This window comes from Streptomyces sp. ATLC9 (genome assembly GCF_057196705.1).
On sequence record NZ_JBXUOY010000390.1, the window covers coordinates 1 to 3,859 of the forward strand.

Sequence of the window (3,859 nt, forward strand, 5' to 3'; positions counted from 1 at the left end):
GCGGGGGCCGGTCCGGCCCGGCGTCACCGCCGCGGCTGGGCGTCGAGCACCTGCTGGAGCGCCTCGAACTCCTCGACGCACTTGCCCGATCCCAGCGCCACCGAGTCCAGCGGATCCTCGGCGATGTGGATGGGCATGCCCGTCTCGCGCCGCAGCCGCTCGTCCAGCCCGCGCAGCAGGGCGCCGCCGCCGGTGAGGACGATGCCGCGGTCCATGATGTCGCCGGAGAGCTCGGGCGGGCACTTGTCGAGCGTGGTCTTCACCGCGTCCACGATGGAGTTGACCGGCTCCTCGATGGCCTTGCGGACCTCGGAGGCCGAGATGACCACGGTCTTGGGCAGCCCGCTGACCAGGTCGCGGCCGCGGATCTCGGTGTGCTCGTCGTCCTCCAGGTCGTGCGCCGAGCCGATCGTGATCTTGATGCTCTCGGCCGTGCGCTCGCCCAGCAGGAGACTGTACTCCTTCTTGATGTGCTGGATGATCGCGTTGTCCAGCTCGTCGCCCGCCACCCGGATGGACTGCGCGGTGACGATCCCGCCGAGCGAGATCACGGCCACCTCGGTGGTGCCGCCGCCGATGTCGACGACCATGTTGCCCGTCGCCTCGTGGACCGGCAGCCCCGAGCCGATGGCGGCCGCCATCGGCTCCTCGATGATGTGCACCTGGCGGGCGCCCCCCTGGGTGGATGCCTCGATGACCGCGCGCCGCTCGACACCGGTGATGCCGGAGGGGACGCACACGACCACCCGGGGGCGCGCGAGGTAGCGCCGCTTGTGGATCTTGAGGATGAAGTAGCGGAGCATCCGCTCGGTGATCTCGAAGTCCGCGATCACCCCGTCCTTGAGGGGACGGACCGCCACGATGTTGCCCGGGGTACGGCCGATCATCTTCTTCGCCTCGGCGCCGACCGCGAGGATTCCGCCGGTGTTGGTGTTGATGGCGACGACCGATGGCTCGTTGAGGACGATCCCGCGACCCCTGACGTACACCAGCGTGTTGGCGGTCCCGAGGTCGACAGCCATGTCACGGCCGATGAACGACATGTTGTTCGCCATGAGGATACGTCAGGCCTTCCGACTGGAGCGATGTGAGGGGAGGACGACAGCGTGCGCTGCGGGGCCCGGAGAAGTCTCCATCGTAGTCGCGCTCCTTCGAACGCGGTGAGAGGGTTCCTCCTCCGTCATTGTCGGCGGAACGCGGTTCATCCCCGTATGTGGTGACGTCGCGTCCGGGTGATTCGTTCCCCCGAGTGGGGGGCGGACTCACCCGGGGCGATCGAATTCCGTCGATCGCCCCAGGTCAAGGGATTCACGCTTCTGGCATGCCGTCAGGAGCGGGAGGGAAAGAAGAGCTTCAGTTCCCGTTCGGCGGACTCCTCGGAGTCCGAGGCGTGGACAAGGTTCTCACGCACGATCGTTCCGAAATCCCCTCGGATGGAGCCGGGCGCCGCGGCGATCGGGTCGGTCGGACCGGCCAGGGCGCGCACCCCCTCGATCACCCTCTCGCCCTCGACGACCATCGCCACGGACGGGCCGGAGGCCATGAACTCCAGCAGCGGCTCGTAGAACGGGCGGCCGACGTGCTCGGCGTAGTGCCGCTCCAGCGTGGCGCGGTCCAGCGTGCGCAGCTCCATCGCGCTGATCGTCCAGCCGGCCTTGCGCTCGATGCGCCCGACGATCTCGCCGATCAGGCCCCGCCTGACCGCGTCGGGCTTGAGGAGGACGAGAGTGCGCTGGCTCATGGTCGGCTGCTCCTTGGGGTGTCGCGTGAGTACGGCCTTCACAAGTGCTCAGAGGCTACAGGGAGCCCGTCCGCGCACCGGCGGCACCCGTCACGCGGTGCGGGTCAGGCGGCTCCGGCTCCCGCTCCCGCGGCCCTTCGGGCCTTCGCCTCGTCGATCACCCGGCCGAAGTGGATCGACGCCCACCACAGCCCGGCGAAGACCGCGCCGAGGAAGAACATCGCCGGGACGGCGAAGCCGGAGGCGATCAGAGCGATCTGCAGCGCCCAGCCGAGCCGGAGCGCGCCGGGCCGGCCGAGCATCCCGCACAGCAGCAGGCACAGCAGCATCGCCGTGCCCGCGACGGCCCAGACCGTCCCCGCGGGCAGCCCGCCCAGCCGCGTCGCCACCAGGGCGGCGAAGCCGATGACGAGGAACTCGCCGATGAGCGTGGACGCGCAGAGCGTACGCACCGTGCGTCACCTGTCCTTTCCGAGCAGCAGCCGGGCCTCGCCGACGGTGAGGACCGAGCCGGTGACCAGTACTCCCGCACCGGCGTACTCGCCCTCCTCCTCGGCCAGGGTGATGGCCGCCTCCAGCGCGTCGTCCAGCCGGGGCTCGACCTGGACCCGCTCCTCGCCGAAGACCTCCACGGCCAGCGCGGCGAGCTCGTCCACGTCCATGGCGCGGGGGGTGGAGTTGCGGGTGAGCACGACCTCGGCGAAGACCGGTTCGAACGCCTCCAGCAGCCCCTTCACGTCCTTCTCCGCGCTGGGGGCGACCACGCCGACCAGACGGCTGAAGCCGAACGCCTCGGTGACCGCGGCGGCCGTCGCCTGGGCGCCCGCGGGGTTGTGCGCGGCGTCCAGCACCACCGTGGGACTGCGGCGCACCACCTCCAGCCGCCCCGGGGAGGCCACGGCGGCGAAGGCGGTGCGCACGGCGTCGAGGTCCAGGGCGCGGGCGTGCCGGGAGCCGACGCCGAAGAACGCCTCGACGGCCGCCAGCGCCACGGCGGCGTTGTGCGCCATGTGGGCGCCGTGCAGCGGCAGGAAGACCTCCGGGTACTCCCCGCCCAGGCCGCGCAGCGTCAGCAGTTGTCCGCCGACGGCGACCTCACGGGAGACGACGCCGAACTCCAGGCCCTCGCGGGCGACGGTGGCCTCCATCTCCACGGCCTTGCGCAGTACGACCGAGGCGGCCTCGACCGGCTGCTGTGCCAGCACGACGGTGGCGTCCCGCTTGACGATGCCGGACTTCTCCCGCGCGATCTCCTCGGGCGTCTCCCCCAGCCGGTCGGTGTGGTCCAGGGCGATGGGGGTGACGACGGCGACGGACGCGTCGATCACGTTGGTGGCGTCCCAGCTCCCGCCCATGCCGACCTCGACGACCGCCACGTCCACGGGCGCGTCGGCGAAGGCCGCGTAGGCCATGCCCGTCATGACCTCGAAGAACGACAGCCGGTGCTCCTGGGCGGCGTCCACCATCTCCACGTACGGCCGCAGGTCCTGGTAGGTCTCGATGAACCGCTCGGCGGAGATCGGCGCGCCGTCCAGGCTGATCCGCTCGGTCATCGCCTGGACGTGCGGGCTGCTGTAGCGGCCGGTGCGCAGGTCGAAGGCGCCCAGCAGCGCCTCGATCATCCGGGCGGTGGTGGTCTTGCCGTTGGTGCCGGTGATGTGGATGCACGGGTAGGAGCGCTGCGGCTCGCCGAGTACGTCCATCAGCGCGGCGATCCGCGTCAGGGACGGCTCCAGTCTCGTCTCGGGCCACCGCCCCACCAGCTCGGCCTCCACCGCCCGCAGCGCCCGGTCCAGCTCCGGGTCCTCGGGCCGGGTCGGCAGCTCGCCGCCCCCGGCCGGACCGGCCTGGGTGCGCAGGGTACGGCTGCCGGCCTCGATCACGGCGAGATCGGGGTCGCGGTCGGTCTCGGCGTCGATGATCTCGTCGAACCGCTCCAGGGGATCGCCGTGCTCCCCCTCCTGACCGGAGGCGTCGCCGTGGCCTTCGTGCGGGTCGTGCGGGGGCTGCTCACTCACCGTTTCAGTGTACGGAGGCAGCGGTGGGGGGGGGGGGGGGGGGGGGGGGGGGGGGGGGGGGGGGGGGGGGGGGGGGCGGCGCGCGCGCGCCGCGGCCCCC

Annotated in this window: 4 protein-coding genes; all 4 read right to left on the reverse strand. The window is 71.8% G+C overall.

The window, feature by feature from the left end; all coding sequences use genetic code 11:
- Positions 1-23 precede the first annotated feature (23 nt).
- Entirely contained in the window at positions 24-1,043 is a 1,020-nt protein-coding gene (locus tag AC2CJA_RS25200) for a rod shape-determining protein (protein WP_484604979.1), read from the reverse strand.
- A 284-nt stretch (positions 1,044-1,327) separates the two neighbouring features.
- Positions 1,328-1,741: a nucleoside-diphosphate kinase gene (gene ndk / locus AC2CJA_RS25205; RefSeq protein WP_484604976.1), complete on the reverse strand. Its 414-nt coding sequence runs from the start codon at positions 1,739-1,741 to the stop codon at positions 1,328-1,330.
- Positions 1,742-1,845: 104 nt separating this feature from the next.
- A complete protein-coding gene (locus AC2CJA_RS25210; protein WP_484604977.1) occupies positions 1,846-2,193 on the reverse strand; it encodes a DUF4233 domain-containing protein in 348 nt (115 codons plus the stop codon).
- Positions 2,194-2,199: 6 nt separating this feature from the next.
- Complete coding sequence (gene folC, locus AC2CJA_RS25215; RefSeq protein WP_484604978.1) at positions 2,200-3,759, reverse strand: bifunctional tetrahydrofolate synthase/dihydrofolate synthase; 1,560 nt, start codon at positions 3,757-3,759, stop codon at positions 2,200-2,202.
- Positions 3,760-3,859: the final 100 nt, after the last annotated feature.

Coding starts and splice junctions, on each gene's coding strand:
- AC2CJA_RS25200 (WP_484604979.1), bottom strand. CDS start 1,043: ATGTCGTTCATCGGCCGTGACATGGCTGTCGACCTCGGGACCGCCAAC.
- ndk (WP_484604976.1), bottom strand. CDS start 1,741: ATGAGCCAGCGCACTCTCGTCCTCCTCAAGCCCGACGCGGTCAGGCGG.